The 16,974-nt window shown below is 41.9% G+C and carries 16 protein-coding genes and 1 pseudogene; 16 read left to right on the top strand and 1 reads right to left on the bottom strand.

All coding sequences use genetic code 11. The annotated features are described in order from the left end of the window. Both DW650_RS07850 and DW650_RS07845 read left to right on the top strand, forming a co-directional pair. Entirely contained in the window at nucleotides 1–1,383 is a 1,383-nt protein-coding gene (locus tag DW650_RS07850; RefSeq protein ID WP_370778482.1) for a sodium-dependent transporter, read from the top strand. A 16-nt stretch (nucleotides 1,384–1,399) separates the two neighbouring features. Further along, complete coding sequence (locus DW650_RS07845) at nucleotides 1,400–3,388, top strand: RecQ family ATP-dependent DNA helicase (RefSeq protein ID WP_118209548.1); 1,989 nt, start codon at nucleotides 1,400–1,402, stop codon at nucleotides 3,386–3,388. Here the strand turns inward: DW650_RS07845 and DW650_RS07840 are convergent. Then, nucleotides 3,348–4,712 carry an MATE family efflux transporter gene (locus DW650_RS07840; RefSeq protein WP_118209547.1) on the bottom strand — a complete coding sequence of 455 codons (1,365 nt, stop codon included), beginning with the start codon at nucleotides 4,710–4,712 and terminating at the stop codon, nucleotides 3,348–3,350. The genes DW650_RS07845 and DW650_RS07840 overlap by 41 nt on opposite strands. A gap of 137 nt (nucleotides 4,713–4,849) precedes the next feature. On the opposite strand from DW650_RS07840, the gene DW650_RS07835 reads away from it, so the two are divergent. The 14 genes and pseudogenes from DW650_RS07835 to DW650_RS07770 all read left to right on the top strand — a co-directional run bounded on the left by DW650_RS07835 (nucleotide 4,850) and on the right by DW650_RS07770 (nucleotide 16,934). Next, nucleotides 4,850–5,719 (top strand): LysR family transcriptional regulator, encoded by an 870-nt coding sequence (locus DW650_RS07835; protein WP_006856869.1) that lies wholly within the window; start codon nucleotides 4,850–4,852, stop codon nucleotides 5,717–5,719. A gap of 1 nt (nucleotide 5,720) precedes the next feature. Next, a complete protein-coding gene (locus DW650_RS07830) occupies nucleotides 5,721–6,356 on the top strand; it encodes a GDSL-type esterase/lipase family protein (protein WP_015560282.1) in 636 nt (211 codons plus the stop codon). A gap of 260 nt (nucleotides 6,357–6,616) precedes the next feature. Next, the gene (locus tag DW650_RS07825; RefSeq protein WP_118209546.1) at nucleotides 6,617–10,417 is read left to right on the top strand and encodes an HAD-IA family hydrolase; all 3,801 of its coding nucleotides are present in this window, start codon (nucleotides 6,617–6,619) and stop codon (nucleotides 10,415–10,417) included. 253 nt (nucleotides 10,418–10,670) lie between these two features. Continuing rightward, the gene (locus tag DW650_RS07820; protein ID WP_118209545.1) at nucleotides 10,671–11,501 is read left to right on the top strand and encodes an AIM24 family protein; all 831 of its coding nucleotides are present in this window, start codon (nucleotides 10,671–10,673) and stop codon (nucleotides 11,499–11,501) included. A 41-nt stretch (nucleotides 11,502–11,542) separates the two neighbouring features. Further along, nucleotides 11,543–11,722 carry a hypothetical protein gene (locus DW650_RS07815; protein WP_118209544.1) on the top strand — a complete coding sequence of 60 codons (180 nt, stop codon included), beginning with the start codon at nucleotides 11,543–11,545 and terminating at the stop codon, nucleotides 11,720–11,722. 15 nt (nucleotides 11,723–11,737) lie between these two features. Continuing rightward, nucleotides 11,738–12,202 (top strand): DUF3990 domain-containing protein, encoded by a 465-nt coding sequence (locus DW650_RS07810; RefSeq protein WP_118209543.1) that lies wholly within the window; start codon nucleotides 11,738–11,740, stop codon nucleotides 12,200–12,202. Beyond that, nucleotides 12,202–12,663, top strand: coding sequence for a hypothetical protein (locus DW650_RS07805; protein WP_117919447.1), 462 nt, complete (start codon nucleotides 12,202–12,204; stop codon nucleotides 12,661–12,663). The genes DW650_RS07810 and DW650_RS07805 overlap by 1 nt, the downstream gene beginning before the upstream one ends. A gap of 92 nt (nucleotides 12,664–12,755) precedes the next feature. After that, a pseudogene (locus DW650_RS20760) lies at nucleotides 12,756–12,907 on the top strand (IS200/IS605 family transposase); the annotation flags it as partial. Nucleotides 12,908–12,947: 40 nt separating this feature from the next. Beyond that, nucleotides 12,948–13,142: a hypothetical protein gene (locus tag DW650_RS07795; RefSeq protein WP_117919445.1), complete on the top strand. Its 195-nt coding sequence runs from the start codon at nucleotides 12,948–12,950 to the stop codon at nucleotides 13,140–13,142. Next, the gene (locus DW650_RS07790) at nucleotides 13,114–13,698 is read left to right on the top strand and encodes a zeta toxin family protein (RefSeq protein ID WP_241070707.1); all 585 of its coding nucleotides are present in this window, start codon (nucleotides 13,114–13,116) and stop codon (nucleotides 13,696–13,698) included. Before DW650_RS07795 ends, DW650_RS07790 begins: the two co-directional genes overlap by 29 nt. 128 nt (nucleotides 13,699–13,826) lie before the next feature. Then, complete coding sequence (gene xerA, locus DW650_RS07785; RefSeq protein WP_117919441.1) at nucleotides 13,827–14,795, top strand: site-specific tyrosine recombinase/integron integrase; 969 nt, start codon at nucleotides 13,827–13,829, stop codon at nucleotides 14,793–14,795. A 33-nt stretch (nucleotides 14,796–14,828) separates the two neighbouring features. Further along, nucleotides 14,829–15,290: a DUF3990 domain-containing protein gene (locus DW650_RS07780; RefSeq protein WP_117919439.1), complete on the top strand. Its 462-nt coding sequence runs from the start codon at nucleotides 14,829–14,831 to the stop codon at nucleotides 15,288–15,290. Continuing rightward, nucleotides 15,287–15,757, top strand: a complete 471-nt coding sequence (locus DW650_RS07775) for a hypothetical protein (protein ID WP_182436992.1) — start codon at nucleotides 15,287–15,289, stop codon at nucleotides 15,755–15,757. The genes DW650_RS07780 and DW650_RS07775 overlap by 4 nt, the downstream gene beginning before the upstream one ends. Nucleotides 15,758–15,845: 88 nt before the next feature. Further along, on the top strand, nucleotides 15,846–16,934 hold the full coding sequence (locus tag DW650_RS07770) for a restriction endonuclease subunit S (protein WP_118209541.1): 1,089 nt from the start codon (nucleotides 15,846–15,848) through the stop codon (nucleotides 16,932–16,934). Nucleotides 16,935–16,974: the final 40 nt, after the last annotated feature.

Below are 16,974 nucleotides of genomic sequence, written 5' to 3'. Positions count from 1 at the left end.
ATGAGCAATTTACACACACACGACAACAAAAGAAGTTCTTTTTCCGGGAAACTGGGTTATGTACTGTCCGCCGCAGGTGCGTCCGTAGGACTTGGAAATATCTGGAGATTTCCATATCTGGCGGCAAAATATGGTGGAGGGATTTTCCTTCTGATCTATATTTTACTGGCACTGACGTTTGGATATACGATGATCATGGCTGAGTCGGCACTTGGACGCATGACAAGGAAAAGTCCGGTGGGAGCATTTCAGGCATTTGGAAAAGCCGGATGGCTGTCAGCCGGTGGATGGATCAATGCGATCATCCCGGTATTGATCGTGCCGTATTATTCCGTGATCGGCGGCTGGGTGATCAAATACCTGATCGAGTATATCAGGGGAAATGGAAAAATGCTGGCGGCAGACGGATATTTTTCGGAGTTTATCTCAGATGGAGTATCCACGGAACTCTGTTTTATCCTGTTCTGTCTGTTCACTCTGACGATCATTTACGCAGGGGTGCGAAACGGAATCGAACGTGTATCGAAATTTATGATGCCGATACTGATCGTGTTATCCGTCCTGATTGCGGTGTATTCCGTGACAAGACCGGGCGCCATGGAGGGAGTAAAATATTTTCTTGTGCCAAATGTGAAAAACTTTTCCTGGATGACGGTGGTAGCGGCGATGGGACAGATGTTTTATTCGCTGTCGATTGCAATGGGAATCCTCATTACCTTTGGATCCTATATGAAAAAAGAAACATCACTGGAAGATTCCACAAGAAATGTGGAAGTGTTTGACACGGCGATCGCTATTATGGCGGGACTGATGATCATTCCGGCGGTGTTCGCATTTTCGGGCGGCGACCCGGATACTCTGCAGGCGGGACCGGCATTGATGTTTATTACAATTCCAAAAGTGTTTGAGAATATGGGATTTGGGACAGTAGTTGGAATCTTATTTTTCCTGCTAGTACTGTTTGCAGCAGTAACAAGTTCTATCGCATTGACTGAGAGCGCGGTTTCTACCTTTGAGGATGAGCTGGGATGGAGCAGAAGAAGAGCAACGGTTTTAGTCGGAGTGATCATGATCGCGCTTGGAAGTTTATCTTCACTGGGATATGGACCGTTAGTAGGCATTAAAATTATCGGCATGCAGTTTTTGGATTTCTTTGATTTTCTGACGAACTCTGTGATGATGCCGATTGCGGCAATGCTCACAAGCCTGTTTGTATCGAGAATCGTCGGAATGAAGCGGATGGAAGATGAGATCATGCACGGAGAGAGCACATTCCGCAGGAAAAAGATTTTTATTGTGATGATCAAATATCTGTGCCCGGTCTTTGCACTGATCATACTGATCAGTTCCGTGGCAAATGCATTTGGCTGGATTGCAATGTAAAAAGGAGAAACAAATTTTGAATTTATATCAGACACTCAAACACTATTTTGGATACGACACCCTCCGCCCCGGTCAGCAGGACTTGATGGAAGGCATCTTAAATGGCAGCGACGTCCTCGGCATCATGCCGACCGGCGCCGGAAAATCACTCTGTTATCAGGTTCCGGCACTGATGCTTCCCGGTATCACAATCGTGATCTCACCGCTCATCTCCCTGATGTCTGACCAGGTCAAGGCACTGAACCAGGCAGGCGTACATGCGGCATACATCAACAGCTCACTGACGGAAAATCAGATCCGGGCGGCGCTTTTGTATGCGGCACAGGGACAGTACAAGATCATCTACGTCGCGCCGGAGCGGTTAAATACCATGCGTTTTTTAAATTTTGCATGCCGGGCAGACATTTCGATGGTGACAGTGGATGAGGCACACTGTATTTCCCAGTGGGGACAGGATTTCAGGCCAAGCTATTTAGAGATTGCAGATTTTCTTGCAAGACTGCCGAGACGCCCTGTGGTCAGCGCATTTACGGCGACAGCGACCGAGCGCGTCAAACAGGATATCACGGGAAGTCTGCACCTGCAGAATCCGGTGACTGTCGTGACCGGGTTTGACCGGCCGAATCTTTTCTTCCGTGTCGTAAAGCGAAAAGGTGGAAAAGAGACGGACAACAGCATTTTAAATTATGTCAAAAGGCATGAGGATGAGAGCGGGATCATCTACTGTGCGACAAAAAAGAATGTGGACAGTGTCTGTGAACTTTTATTGCAGCACGGCATTCTGGCAGGGCGGTACCATGCGGGGCTTTCTTTGGAAGATCGGAAAGAGAGTCAGGATGATTTTACCTATGACAGGATCCGTGTGATGGTTGCGACCAACGCATTTGGAATGGGGATCGACAAATCCAATGTGCGTTATGTGCTCCATTATAATATGCCGCAAAGCCTTGAATATTATTATCAGGAGGCGGGAAGAGCCGGGCGCGACGGGGAGGAAGCGGAGTGTGTGCTTTTCTTTTCCAAACAGGATATCATGATCAACAAACGGCTGCTTGACTATAAGGCGACAGAGGGCGGATATACGTCGGGGGATCCGGCAGTCCGGGCAAATGAACAGCGGAAACTGAATCAGATGATTCACTACTGTGAGACAGATGAGTGTCTGCGCCAGTATATCCTGAACTATTTTGGGGATCACAGTCCGTGCATCTGTGAAAAATGCAGTAACTGTGTTGTGCCAGAGGACGAGGCGGAGGAAAATTATATCGAGACCGGACGTGCAAAGAAAAAGACAGCAGAACTTGCAGATTTAACGAAAGAAGGGCAGGAGCTGTTTGAGAAACTGCGCAAATGCCGGTCAGAACTTGCTGCAAAACAGGGTGTGCCGCCGTTTATCATCTGTTCTGATAAGACGTTGAAAGATATGTGTGCCAGATGTCCGGCAGATAAAACACAGATGGCGGATGTATACGGAATGGGTGCACAGAAGATTGCAAGCTACGGGGAAAGTTTTGCAGAGATCATCCGGATGTTTTTGCAGACACATGAATCCGGAAATATGACGACAGGAAAGACAGAAGGAGCTGCGGTAGTAGAAATTGTGTCGAAGCCCCCGGCGGGAAAAAAGAAACAGCCGTTTTATATTGCACCGGAAAAATTAGATCAGGTAACGTTTTCTGACGCCTGCATGGTATCGGAACTGACCGACCGGATCAATGCGCTCTGTGAGGAAAAAGACCGCAAAAAGCTGACGGCTGCTTTTGTCAATGATCTGCTCGTACAAAAAGGCTATTTGAAGGAAGAGGAACAGGACGAAACCCGCATCAGACGTGTGACCGAAAAAGGCATTGCAGCGGGAATATGCGAAGAGGAAAGACGGTCAAAATTTGGCGGCGGGCATTATTATGCACTGATCCACACGAGGGAGAGTCAGGAAATGATCGTGGCGGAGCTGAAAGCATATTTTACTGATTTTCCATCCGGTTCAGCTCCGGCAGAACTGTAAACAGCATTGTGATAAAACACAGACTGCCACCGATCACATTTGATACGGGTTCTGCAAGAAATACGCCGTCCGTTCCCATGTGGAAAGTGTATGGCAGAAGATAGGTCAGCGGTACAACGATAAACACCTTGCGCAGCAGGGAAAAGAAGATCGCCTGTTTCCGTTTGTTTAAAGATTTGAAAACAGTCTGACCGATATACTGCAGATCCATAAAGATAAATGCAGCAAAATACAGTTTTAATGCGGGAACGGCATCTGCTGACAGTGCTGTATCCGAACTGAAAACACTAATTAAATATTCCGGGGCGAGAATGATCACGCTCCACATGAGGCCGGTATAGACGAGCGCCATAAGAGCCATCGTGATGCCGGCTTTTTTGACGCGCGTGGGGCGGAGGGCACCATAGTTGTAGCTTATGATTGGGGAGGAACCTTCCGTGATCGCATAGATCGGAGTTTCCACCATCTGGCGGACACTTGAGACAATTGTCATGACAGAGACGTACACATCGCCACCGGTGACGGAGAGTACATGATTGCAGCAGATGGAGACGAGACTGTTGGTGAGCTGCATGATAAAACCGGATGTACCGAGGCTGATGATACTTTTCGCGAGAGGAATGCAGGAGGAAAGTTCATTTTTTCGAAGCAGGCGGACTTTGATCTCCGCTTTGCGGCGCAGAAAATGAAACACAAACAGTGCAGATAAAATCTGTGACAATACAGTGGCGACCGCTGCACCGTTTACGCCCAGATGGAAGGTAAAAATAAAGAGCGGATCCAGGAGAATGTTTGCGATTGCACCGATTGCCACGGAAAACATCCCGGTTGTGGAATACCCCTGTGCATTGATAAAAGGGTTCATGCCGGTAGCAATCATGGATGGAAGTGTACCGAGCAGATACAGCATCATATAAGGTCTGGCAAAAGTCAGAGCATTTTTTGAGGCACCAAAAAGAATGAGAAGCGGTTTTGCAAAGAGAAGACCGGTTCCCATCAGGAGGAGTGCACTGGCACATACCATGGAAAAAGAGGTATTTAAGATCCTGTTTGCCTGTTCTTTATCACCTTTCCCACGGTTGATCGAAAAAAGCGGTGCGCCGCCGCTCCCGAACAGATTGCTGCATGCCGTGATGATCATAATAAGCGGAAAACAAAGTCCGACTGCGCCAAGAGCCGTGGTTCCGATATCCGGGATTCGCCCGATATAAATGCGGTCTACAATGTTATAGAGCAGACTTAAAATCTGGGCTGCCAGCATAGGCAGTGCAGCGCTTAATATATTTTCTGTGACGGTTCCGTTTTCAAAATCAATGCGTTTCATGGTAATCCTCATTTTTGTGAAAAATTTAATTCTTGAAAACCAGTATAGCATAAATTATAATATATAAAAAATATTTATTTTATATCATAAAACAATATTTTTTATATATACTGACAAAAACAGGAGAGGAGGGAAACATGGAAATCAGACAGTTGGAATATTTTCGTGCAGTGGTGGAAGAGGGAACGGTGAGTGGTGCTGCGAAAGTTCTTAAAATGACACAGCCACCGGTCAGTTATCAGATGAAAATGCTTGAAGAAGAACTTAATGTACAGCTTTTTTTTCGTGGAACAAAGAAAATTACATTGACAGAAGCTGGAAAGGTGTTGTATGCAAGGTCTGGCAGTATTTTAAAAATGTTAGATGTTACAAAGCGTGAGGTGGTCAAGGCAAGCCAGTCTGCAACGATACATATTGGTATTACACCATCTACGGTTCTGATGATGTCAGAATATATTGAGAGGTTTTCAAAACAATATCCGGGGATTCATTTTGATATTCATGAGGGATCGACATTCAATTTAAAAGAACAATTAGAAAAGCACATGATAGATATCACAACACTGCGTACGCCGATCACGCTGAACGGTTGTAAGACAAAGAGGCTGATTCGGGAAAAACTGGCTGCCGTGGCAGCAGATGGATATGAGGGAATAGAGGGATTCAGGAAAAAGGATGGATCACAGATTAGTTTGAGAGAATTGTCAAAGGAACATCTGATATTATCACACCGGTATCGGAATTATATTATTTCAGCGTTTGAGGCTGTTGGACTGACCTGCGATATCTATTATGAATGTGAGGATGCAAGAACAGCGATGACAATTGCAGAAAAAGGGATTGGAGTGGCAATTTTGCCAGAGTCCATGCGTGTGTCTGACTCGATGAGTGTTTATGGCATTACGGACGCTGATCTTACAACCGAGATATTGTTAGCATGGCGCGAGGAACGTTTGCCGGCAGAAGTGGAAGCATTTATTAAGGAAATGGAATTCGAGGAGGATTAACATGACGAAAGAAGAAAAAATTGCACGTTACAGTAAATTGAATCAGGAAGTGGTACCGGGGAAAATTGTATGCGCAGGTTCCTCACTGATGGAGATGTTTCCGGTCGAAAAATTTATTGACGAAGACCATCTGGATATCACGGTCTATAACCGTGGAATCGGCGGTTTTATCACAGACGAGCTGCTTGAAAATGTAGATGTCTGCATCCTGGATCTAAAGCCGTCCCGCCTTTTTATCAATATCGGGACAAATGATCTGAGTGATCCTGCGATATCCATCGACCGGATGATCGCAAACTATGACAGGATACTTTCCATTGTAGAAAACAAACTGCCTGATATTGAAATTTATATGATGGCATATTATCCGATTAATTATGAAGCAGCAGCCGAGGAGATGAAACCATGTCTGCGTGTCCGCACGAACGGGAAAATTGCGATGGCAAATAAGGCAGTGCAGGAGCTTGCGGAAAGACATCATGCAAAATATATAGATATCAATGATCCGTTAAAAGACCGGGATGGAAATCTCAAAGCAGAGTATACGATTGAGGGAATGCATATCAAGGAAGAAGGCTACCGTGCGATCTTTGATCTGTTTATGGGGTATGCAAAAGAGCCACGATGGAACGTCTGAAATATAGTTTGTCTTGTATGCAGGTCATAAAGATACATAGTCTTTTGCTTCCTCTGTGACAGTTTCGTATGCGAAAAGAATCATTTTCAAAAGATTTTGGCTCTGCAATCCAGCAGAATGTATCAGCCATTCGAAATAGCGTTGTCGTGTGAAAATAAATGTGTTAAAATATTCTAATTCACGACAATAGTTCTGGCAGGGATTTATGCAGCCGGTTGTTGCACAATTGAGGTAATGGTTCGGGATAGAAGAGGAAAAGCATGAATAAAAAAAACATAAAAGCCGTAATTTTTGATATGGACGGCACACTGATCGATACGGAAAAATATTACCGCATGTTCTGGCCAAAGGCACTGGCGCATTTTGGGTATGAAATGACGGATGAACAGGCACTTACCATGCGGTCGCTTGGGCAGCCATATGCACCACAGCATTTAAAAGAAATGTTTCATGATCCGGATCTGGATTATACGGCGATACGAAATTATCGCAAGCAGATCATGGGAGAGTGTCTGAAAAAAAATGGAATTGAGATCAAAAAAGGTGCAATCGAACTTCTTGATTATTTAAAGGCACAGGGTATTCGCCGTGCAATCGCGACGGCGACAGATCAGGTGCGTACGGAACAGTATTTAAAGCAGCTTGGTCTTTACGGTTATTTTGATCAGATCATCTGTGCAACGATGGTGGAACATGGAAAGCCTTCACCGGATATCTATCAGTATGCATGCAGACAGCTTGCACTTTTGCCGAATGAATGTATGGCGGTTGAGGATTCCCCAAACGGTGTATGCAGTGCTTATGATGCAGGCTGTAATGTTGTGATGGTGCCGGATCAGACCGAACCGGATGAGACACTGCGTGGGAAACTGGCAGCGAGGGTGGATTCGTTAGATGAGATCATAAAGCTGTTTGAGAAATTCCCCGGTCTGACAAAGGAAGACGAGGAGCATCAGCTCAGTAAAATCATAGAGATCGCGCAGGATAATTTAGATCATGCGAAAGAAGATATCCGGAAGATCAATGAAGATCTTGCCGATCTCCTCGAAGTCTACGATGCAAAGGATAAGGAAGGACTGGCACTCTGGAACAATGCGACTGCGAGGTTAAAAGAGGAAGAACGGGAACTGGTGCGCTATGAAAAGGCACGTAAGAAGCCATATTTTGGGCGCATTGATTTCAGGGATCCAAAGGCGAAAGCGGATGAGACTTTTTATATTGGAAGAGTCGGCATCACGGACAGCAGCTCTGATCCGGTTGTGCTCGACTGGAGAGCACCGATCGCATCAGTATACTATGAGAGCAGGATGGGAACGTGCCAATATACCGTGAGTTCTGAGGGAACATTTGAGATTGATCTGAAACGCAAGCGCACTTACGAGATTGAAAATGACCGGTTAAAAGATTTCTTTGATTCGGATGTGGTCGCCAACGATGAACTGCTGACAAAATACCTTGCCAAAAATAAAAAGGCAGTTTTGGGCGAGATCATTGCGACGATCCAGAAAGAGCAGAACCTCATTATCCGCCGTTCACCGAAAACAAACATCATTGTGCAGGGTGTCGCTGGTTCCGGAAAAACGACGGTGGCGATGCACCGCATTTCCTATATTCTATATAATTATAAAGATGATTTCCGCCCGGAGGACTTTTATATTATAGGAAGCAACCGGATTCTTTTGAATTATATCACAAGTGTTCTGCCGGAACTTGATGTGTATGGAATCCGTCAGATGACGATGGAGCAGCTTTTCATCCGCCTTTTGTATGAGGATTGGGGCGAGACGCGGTTTTCTTACCACAATATCGACAAGACAGATGCAAAAAACAGCATCAGGGGCGGCACGGCGTGGTTTCTGGATTTAGAAAAATTCTGCCAGAACTATGAGAATCAGTCGATCGCAAAAGAAGACATTTATATGGAAAAGACTGGAAATCTCCTGTTATCAAAGGAGCAGATCGGACGTTATTTAAAAAATAATCCGAAAGTTTCCATGCAGAGCAAGATACTCATGTTAAATGAGATTTTGTATGCAAAATATGAAAATGAGGTTTCCGGGAAGTCCGTGACTTTTCCGCCAAAAGAGAAAAAGATTTTAGACAAAAAATACGCGTCTTATTTTGGGGATGGAAAATGGAGAGAATCTGTATTTACTTTTTACAGAGAATTTTTACTTGCGCAGCAGGAGGCAGGAAAAGAAGTCGATGTGTCGGAAAACTCGTTTGATGTCTATGATCTTGCGGCACTTGCATATATTTACAAGAGGATCAAAGAGACGGATCCGGTGCGTGAGGCGAGCCATGTAGTGATTGATGAGGCGCAGGACTTTGGCATGATGTCATACAGATGCCTGCATTACTGTCTGTATGACTGTACTTACACGATCATGGGTGATACATCCCAGAATATTCATTTTGAGTATGGTTTAAACGACTGGGAAGAGTTGAAAAAACTGATTTTGACAGGGACATTTGATGCGTTCGGACTTCTTAGGAAAAGTTACCGCAACACGGTGGAAATTTCTGGGTTTGCAAATGAAATTCTGCGTCATGGAGATTTTTCCATTTATCCGGTAGAGCCGATTATCCGTCACGGAAATCCGGTGCAGACGGTGGCATGTCCGGATGAAAATCAATTGCTGGCAGATACCGTCACCACGATCAAAAAATGGCAGCAGGACGGTTATGAGACGATCGCTGTGATCTGTCGTGATGAGGCGGAAGCGGCACAGGCTGCGGAAGAACTAAAGAAATATGTAAAAATTGTAGAAACAGATCTGGAAAAAGCCGAGTTCGGGGATGGCGTCATGGTGCTTCCTGTCTCCTACACGAAAGGACTTGAATTTGATGCTGTGCTGCTGTTTGATCCGACGCAGGAAAAATACCCGTCGGATAACGGGCATGTCAAACTTCTGTATGTGGCTGCGACCCGCGCACTGCATGAACTTGTGGTTTTGTACCGTGGAAAACTGACCGGGATCCTTGCCGACAAAGTCCCGGAAGGAAAACATATGAAAGAGTTTACGGCAGAAACACTGACCAAAGCAGCGGAATTTGAACGGGTGCAGCACACGGAAAAAGAGATCGAACAGCAGCGCAGGATCGAGGGCGCAAAGGATATGGCAGAGCGCGAGTATATCGGTCCGAAGCGCATTGTCATTAAAACGCAGGGGAAAGAGAATGAGGCTGAGACAAGAGGAAAAACATTGACAGGGCAGAAAATGGCATCTGCCTATAAGAGAGCTGTGGCAGCGCCAGTCAGAAAAGCAGCAGACAGCTCTGGAAAAAACGAAGGAAACCATACGGAGGAAATCATTATCTCTCCCTATGAATTTGGCGCGATCCCGGACAATGCGATCCTCCGTGTCAAAGGTCACTCCCGAAACAATTTTGCCATCAAATGGATCAAAAAGACGAAAAGCTATGTGGAACTTTCCAGCATGTACGGACTTTTACGCATCACGCCGATTACACCGGAGGTGATCCGGGTCAGTTTCGTGAAGGGTGTCACGGAAAAAATTGGCGATACCGCATGGAAAGGAAAGGCGGATACAGCATTTTTATGGAATGCAAAGGAATCCAAAAAACTGGTGGAAATCGCAACGGAAAAAGTTACCGTGCGCATTGCAAAAAATAATGGAGCGGTCTGTTTTTACAATGAGAAAAAGCAACTGTTGCTTGCGGAAAAAGCGGAGAAGCCAAGGTTTCAGGAAGGCAGATGTAACTGGACATTTTTTGACTGGGAAAAGTCCGAACATTTGAAAGCAAAGGGACTGCTTGCCGCTGATTTTATGGATGTGACAGCAAAAGCAAAATACATTTCCTATGGTGGGAAAAAGTTAAGAATGCCGCTTATTTTATCAGAGAAAGGATACGGGCTTGCCATTGCATCGAAAGGAACTGTGCTGTTTTGTGGGATACGGACTTTTGGACCTTATATCATGGCAGAGGGGAGTCAGAGCGATTATTATTTTATCAGCGAAAAGAACCGTGAAAAATTGGTTGAGATCTACCAGAGAACATTGACTTTACGCTACTGTTCACAGGCAGGCATTTTCTGAACTGAAAATGCCGTATGATACAGTGGTGGCAGCAGATTTTGCCGATTTGGAATGCGAAGCATCGGCAAAATCCGTTACTGGAACGAGGTACGAGTGAACAGTAACGACTTTATAACTGAAGATTTAAACATGATACGGATATTGATTGAATCAGAAAAGCAGGTTGTTTTATAATGGAGTGGATAAGAAAGAATAGGAGATCAGTGTGCAAAACTTGTTTTCATTAGAAAGCAGCGCAGGAAAGGGAGTTTAAATGAATATAAAAAATTTAGAAAACAACGCAAGAAAATATGTGAGCAGTCTTGGAAATTTTCATGTATTAGAGTATCAGTCAGACGCCTCCGTTGCGCCGGAAAATGCGAGAAATGAGTACTTTATGAGTAAAATGGGTGTCCGCAGACGCCAGATCGTTATTGAACTAAACGGAAAAGAGTCTGCCATTATCCAGGCGGGCAGCATGCAGTGGATGGCAGGTCATGTGAAAGCAACCACAGGGATCAAGGGAGTCGGTGACCTTGTCGGCAAGATGGTCAAAGGTGCAATCACAAAGGAGACAGCGGTTAAACCGGAATATGTCGGCAACGGCATTCTGGTGTTAGAACCTACCTATAAATATCTGATCTTAGCGGATGTCGGATCCTGGGGTGAAAAGGGCATGACGATCGAGGATGGCATATTTTATGCCTGTTCCGGAACCGTAAAAAACAAGCTGACGGCGCGGAAAACAATTTCATCGACCGTGCTTGGCAAAGAAGGATTTTTCAACTTAAGTCTGGTCGGGGAAGGTGTCGCAGCATTGGAGAGTAACGTGCCGTATGAAGAACTGATTGAGGTAGAACTTGACAATGATGAATTAAAAATTGACGGAAATCTTGCAGTCTGCTGGTCCTCTGGTCTGGAATTTACTGTGGAGAGATCGACAAAAACGCTCGTGGGTTCGGCCGTCAGCGGTGAGGGACTTGTCAATGTGTACCGTGGAACCGGAAAGGTTCTTATGAGTCCGGTCGCACCGACTGCGTCACTCTATGAGGCAACACATACGGTGGAGGCAAAGCCAGTGGCAGAAAAGTATGAGGCAGAGTAGAAGTGAAAGTTATACTGCCAGAATAAAGATGGAGGAAACACATGATTACCGGAGAATTACGAAATAAAATAGACAGAATATGGGAAACATTCTGGACAGGAGGAATTACAAATCCGTTAGATGTCATAGAGCAGTTTACATATTTGAAAGTTGAAGTCCAAAAATCTCTTGATGAAACTCAAACACTATTTGAAAGTCTGATGCAGAAATATTTTGGATAGAGGGGGAGAAACACTATGGCGAAAATGACAGTTTATCATGGTGGTTATACACCTGTTGAAACCCCGGAAATCCGCATAGGACGCAATACAAAAGACTTTGGCATTGGTTTTTATTGTACGATCATAAAAGAGCAGGCGCAGAGGTGGGCAAGACGTTATGATACGAAAATTGTGTTGATTTATGATGTGCGTTTAAATCAGGATTTAAACATCAAAGAATTTCGTGAGATGACGGATGAATGGCTGGATTTTATTATTTCGTGCAGAAGTGGGAAAGTACACGATTACGATATAGTGATCGGTGCAATGGCAGATGACCAGATTTATAACTATATTTCCGACTATATGGATGGCACGATTACAAGAGAACAATTCTGGGTATTGGCAAAATTCAAATATCCAACGCATCAAATCACGTTTTGTACGAAAGAGGCATTAAAATGTCTGGAATATAGAGGTTACGAGGAGGTAACATTGTAATGATCGGAGAAGGGCGCGAAGATCAAAAGGACAATGATTTATTTTTTGTATGTGGTCTGATTGATTATATTGCAAGAAAAACAAAAAACAAGAGGGCTGATATTGTAAACTGGCTTGGCAAAGAACGGCTGCAGAAAATCTATGAGCTGGCAGATATTTATCATTGTGACAATATTGACAGGGTATGTGAAGATTTTGTGGAAGAAGCGAAGATCCCGAATGGAACCTTTGATAATGTAGCAGATTGCAGATACGTGATTCCCTCACATTGGGATATTGCAAAAGTATATAAACGTTTGATCAAACAGGTGGCACAGGAAAAACAAATAGATATAATGGATGCATTGATAAAAGTATATAATTCGTTTCTAAGTCCGAAAATTGATGATTATAACAGTAGTCTTTATTACGAAAATCCATCTTATTTACTGGAGTGTTATATAGAAAATACAATTCTTTAATTTGATAAATAATAGTTTCGTTTGCACGCTGTCAGAAATACGTGCCTTAGTTAAGGTAGCTAAAAGTAGAGGATAATGTTATACTATGCATTATAGGAACATGGAAATCAAGAAACAGACACAAGAATTTATGATAGCATCATATTATTTTTGTCTGCAAACATAGAAAGAAACTAGTGGTATCAAAGCAGGTATCAGACGATATAAAACAGTTTTTTATGAGATATGTCAGAAAAACAATGTCTTTCATATAATGAATAGACAGAAGGAAGGAGACAGTTAAGATGTTAGAAATGAATGAATTGGATTCTATGTGTGGAATTTCAGATGATGAATTAACAGAGCGTTTTAAAGAGGCTATTCGGATTGATAATGAGATAAAAAAAATAAAAGGTGTTCCAATTGCAGGCTATGATGTTGAAAAAAAGACGGCTTTTTTAGAGTATCCGGATGGAAGGAGAAAATATGCCTCAGTATAGGGAAAAGTTTCCAGAAATAATTGTATTTGCAGGACCTAATGGTAGCGGAAAATCAACTATTACAAAGATGGTAAAAGTTATTGAACCGTATATTAATGCAGATGATATAAAAAGAACAAACTATTGTTCTGATCTTGAAGCAGTGCAATTGGCTGAAAAGATGAGAGAACAGGCGATTGTTAATCATAATAGCTTTACTTTTGAAACAGTTATGTCAACGGACAGAAATCTGGAATTATTGAAAAAAGCGAAAGAGAAAGGGTATTTTATTCGATGTATATACGTGTTGACTGCTGATGTAAATGTTAATATATTACGTGTGGAGTCTAGAAAGGCGTTAGGTGGACATGGGGTACCGGAAGATAAAATTCGTTTCAGATACTCGAAAGCGTTAAAACTTATTCCAGAATTAGTTCAAGTTGCAGATATAATGCATATTTATGATAATACATCTGTCCCGTATAGGATTTTTAAAAAAAGAAAAACAGAGTATTTTATATGGGAAAATAATAATTGGAGTGAGGAAACAATAAAAAAATTAGTTGGTTTACAGTAGAAAAGAACCTGTGTAATTTCTTAAATTGCATAGGTTTGTTTTATAAGTCTGAAAAACGTAAATAATAAATTAAATTTTGACAGTGATGTTGGCGCAGGATGTTGGTACGAAAGGAAAAGAGTACCAACATGGATGAAAAATTAGTATGCATATTAAATGAAATGGCAGATTTTTTAAGTATTGCGCAAATGAAAAAATTGCAGGAAGTATTACTTAAAAACTTATCCAGTGAAACACCGCAGAGAGAGCAGACATCCAATGAAACATATTTAAAAATGTTTATAGATGCAAAGCAGATCGAAGGATGTTCAGAGCGGACGCTGCAATATTATAAAATGACAGTGGAACATTTGCTTGCAACTTTAGATGTTCCGGTTCGAAAAATGACAACCGATGAGATCCGAAGTTATCTGGCAAATTACCAGCAGCGTAATAATTGCAGTAAGGTTACGGTTGATAATGTGCGTAGAAATATATCTAGCTTTTTTTCATGGTTAGAGGAAGAGGATTATATTTTAAAAAGCCCTATGAGACGAATACATAAAATTAAAACAAAACAGTCTGTGAAAGAGACAATTTCTGATGAAATGATTGAAAAACTCCGTGATAACTGCGAATGTGCGAGGGATTTAGCGATGATTGATCTTCTGTATTCAACCGGAATTCGTGTCGGAGAGCTGGTAAGATTGAATATCTCAGATATTGATTTTGAAGAAAGAGAATGTATCGTTTACGGAAAAGGAGATAAGGAGCGCAGAGTTTATTTTGATGCAAAAGCAAAACTGCATCTGCAAAATTATATCAATAGCCGCCATGACGATAATCCGGCATTATTTACAACTTTAGATGCTCCGTATGATAGATTAAAAATCAGCGGCGTGGAAATACGGGTGCGTGAGCTTGGCAGAAAAATCAGCATGGAGAGAATACATCCGCATAAGTTCCGACGAACGATGGCAACGAGGGCGATTGATAAGGGAATGCCGATTGAACAGGTACAGAAAATTTTGGGACATTCTCAGATAGACACGACGATGCAGTATGCAATCGTAAATCAGAATAATGTAAAAACAGCACATCGGAAGTATATTGCATAGACATATACATATGATGGTAACGGGGGAAAATAAATGGACAAAGTAATTGTATATCATGGCAGCAATGTTGTGGTTCCAGAACCTAAAATTATGATTAATGGACATTATAAAGATTTTGGATATGGATTTTATTGTACCAATATAAAGAAACAGGCAAAAAGATGGGCATTAACAAAACGTGGAGAATCTATTGTAAATATATATTCATATTCGGATATATCATCTCAGGAAGCAAAAATTTTTTCGGAAATGACGGAAGAGTGGCTTCAATTTGTTGTGGATTGTAGAAGAGGAATTGAGCATAATTATGATATTGTGGAAGGACCGATGGCTGATGACCAGATATGGGATTATGTAGAAGACTATATGGCAGGAAATATAAAAAAATCTGCTTTTTGGGAATTGGTAAAATTTAAATATCCGACGCATCAAATTGTATTTTGCACAGAGCAATCGCTAAGAATGCTGCAGTTTGAAGGGAGCGAAAATGTATGACAAATAAGTATTTTCCAGATGAAGAAATTCAAAAGAATGATTTATATTTTATATGTTATATGATTGAACGGGTGGCAAGAAAAATTCATCAAAAGAACCGTTATGTTGTAAATAGGATCGGAAAAGATGAATTATACCACTTGATTAGTGTGGCAAATGTACTTCATGCAGAAAATCCAAAAGATGTAGAGGATGACTGGATTGCAGCTTATCAGTTAAAAAAAGGCGATTTTGATATTGCGGATGTGAATAAAGAATTAGTGAGACAGATCCCATCGGCAATGCAGATGGGAAAAGTATATCAGCGTTTGATTGTCGATACGGCTCTTTGGAATGAAAATTATGTTGATGGAATATGCAGGGTTTATAATAATGATATTTGTGATATAATAGATAATTATAATTGTAGCGCATATTACGAGCCATCCTATATTATTGCCAGAGCATATCAGAATGGCGGTTTTTAAGGGAGTAAATAAGGTATTTTATCTCACAATCTGATCCCATAAATTCGGATTTGCAGGGCTGCGAACAGCCCGCGGAGGAATGATGTAGATGGAAATGATGTATGTGGAAGATTGTTGTGAAATACTTGATTCAATGAGAGTACCTATTACAGCATCGGATAGAGAAGAGGGAGAATATCCTTATTATGGAGCAAATGGTATTCAAGACTATGTTGCTGATTACATTTTTGATGATGAACTTGTTTTACTAGCTGAGGATGGTGGAAACTTTGGTTCAAAAGAGAGACCTATTGCTTATAGAGTTTCTGGAAAATGTTGGGTTAATAATCATGCTCATGTATTAAAACCAAAGGTGGGATTAAATGTAGATTACTTATGTTATTCACTTATGTTTTATAAGGTTGATGGAATGATAAATGGTGCAACGAGACAGAAATTAACGCAAGCTGCAATGTGCAAAATGAAAATTCCTTTACGAACATTAGAAGAGCAATCACATATTGTTGATGAATTGAATCGAATAGTAAAAATAAAGAAACTGCGGCAACTGGAATTGGAAATATTAGACAACCTCATCCAAGCCCGATTTGTCGAGATGTTTGGTGATCCAAAACTTAACGATAAGGGATGGAATGCGGGTATTATATCCGACTATTATGAAGTTAAAGGTGGTAAGCGTATTCCTAAAGGTATGGGATATGCTGATGGTGCAACTGCTCATCCATATCTGAGAGCAACAGATATGAAAAACGAGACTATTCTTGATGATGATATTCATTATATTGATGAAGAAGTGTATGAGCATATCAAAAGATATACGGTCAAAAGTGGCGATATTTATTTGACTAATGTTGGTGTAAATCTTGGTATGGCGGGAGTTATTCCAGAAAAGTATGATGGTGCAAATTTGACTGAAAATGCAGTTAAGTTAGTTCCTAAAACAGAGAAGGTCATAGATGGCGTTTTTTTTGCTCATTACATTAATTCACCAGGTATTCAGGATTACATTAACGAGAGAAAAATGTCTGTTGGTGTACCTAAGTTGGCTATTTTTAGAATAGAAACTATGCCTTTATTATTACCACCGATGGATATACAGATGCAGTTTATTGAGTTTCACAAACAAGTCAACAAATTGAAACTTGCAACCTCCCCACAAACCACTCTCGCTGCTTGATATTAAAATTGTAATACTAACATCATCATCCAACAATAAA

This window comes from Roseburia sp. AM23-20 (assembly GCF_003470905.1).
GTDB classification, from domain to species: domain Bacteria; phylum Bacillota; class Clostridia; order Lachnospirales; family Lachnospiraceae; genus Roseburia; species Roseburia rectibacter.
This window is presented reverse-complemented; position numbering and strand designations above follow the sequence as displayed.

Excerpts from the sequence above, each read along its gene's own strand:
- DW650_RS07850 (WP_370778482.1), top strand. The coding sequence starts at position 1 with ATGAGCAATTTACACACACACGACAACAAAAGAAGTTCTTTTTCCGGG.
- DW650_RS07840 (WP_118209547.1), bottom strand. The coding sequence starts at position 4,712 with ATGAAACGCATTGATTTTGAAAACGGAACCGTCACAGAAAATATATTA.
- DW650_RS07835 (WP_006856869.1), top strand. The coding sequence starts at position 4,850 with ATGGAAATCAGACAGTTGGAATATTTTCGTGCAGTGGTGGAAGAGGGA.
- DW650_RS07830 (WP_015560282.1), top strand. The coding sequence starts at position 5,721 with ATGACGAAAGAAGAAAAAATTGCACGTTACAGTAAATTGAATCAGGAA.
- DW650_RS07825 (WP_118209546.1), top strand. The coding sequence starts at position 6,617 with ATGAATAAAAAAAACATAAAAGCCGTAATTTTTGATATGGACGGCACA.
- DW650_RS07820 (WP_118209545.1), top strand. The coding sequence starts at position 10,671 with ATGAATATAAAAAATTTAGAAAACAACGCAAGAAAATATGTGAGCAGT.
- DW650_RS07815 (WP_118209544.1), top strand. The coding sequence starts at position 11,543 with ATGATTACCGGAGAATTACGAAATAAAATAGACAGAATATGGGAAACA.
- DW650_RS07810 (WP_118209543.1), top strand. The coding sequence starts at position 11,738 with ATGGCGAAAATGACAGTTTATCATGGTGGTTATACACCTGTTGAAACC.
- DW650_RS07805 (WP_117919447.1), top strand. The coding sequence starts at position 12,202 with ATGATCGGAGAAGGGCGCGAAGATCAAAAGGACAATGATTTATTTTTT.
- DW650_RS07795 (WP_117919445.1), top strand. The coding sequence starts at position 12,948 with ATGTTAGAAATGAATGAATTGGATTCTATGTGTGGAATTTCAGATGAT.
- DW650_RS07790 (WP_241070707.1), top strand. The coding sequence starts at position 13,114 with ATGGAAGGAGAAAATATGCCTCAGTATAGGGAAAAGTTTCCAGAAATA.
- xerA (WP_117919441.1), top strand. The coding sequence starts at position 13,827 with ATGGATGAAAAATTAGTATGCATATTAAATGAAATGGCAGATTTTTTA.
- DW650_RS07780 (WP_117919439.1), top strand. The coding sequence starts at position 14,829 with ATGGACAAAGTAATTGTATATCATGGCAGCAATGTTGTGGTTCCAGAA.
- DW650_RS07775 (WP_182436992.1), top strand. The coding sequence starts at position 15,287 with ATGACAAATAAGTATTTTCCAGATGAAGAAATTCAAAAGAATGATTTA.
- DW650_RS07770 (WP_118209541.1), top strand. The coding sequence starts at position 15,846 with ATGGAAATGATGTATGTGGAAGATTGTTGTGAAATACTTGATTCAATG.